The sequence below is a fragment of the Pseudomonas sp. 01L34 genome, from assembly GCF_056400265.1.
In genome coordinates, this window is sequence record NZ_JBFTSX010000050.1 from 1 (window position 1) to 418 (window position 418).

The following is a 418-nucleotide window of genomic DNA, read 5'->3' on the forward strand; positions in this document are numbered from 1 at the left end:
TGGTGGCCTGGACCGTGCCCGCATCCTTGTAAACGTCATCGGACGGGGCCGGGACGGTCACGGAGCCGGTGGTTTTACCGGCATCGATGGTGATGACGGCGCCATTGCTCAGCGTCACGGTCACGGGTGTGCCAGCGGCATTGGTCAGGRTCGCGGTGTAAACGATGGAACCGCCTTCAGCCACCGAGTTGGATGCGCTCAGGCTGAGGGTTGTGGTGTCCGGTGTGTCGGTCACCGAGGTGTCCGCCGACTTGCCGTCGACTTCCAGTTTCTCGTAGTTGCCGCCCTTGGCATCGTCGATCTTGACGCTCAGGGAGTTGCCGCCGGCCAGCGCATCGTTCGGCGCGGTGAAATTGACGCTGGCGCTGCTGGCGCCGACTGGAATGGTGATGGTCTGGCCGTTGGACAGGGTCACAAC

Annotated in this window: 1 protein-coding gene; it reads right to left on the bottom strand. The window is 63.5% G+C overall.

Features of this window, described 5'->3' with window-relative positions:
- The coding region (locus AC1DQM_RS29930) for an immunoglobulin-like domain-containing protein (protein ID WP_477747276.1) at nt 1–418 on the bottom strand (418 nt) is incomplete at both ends.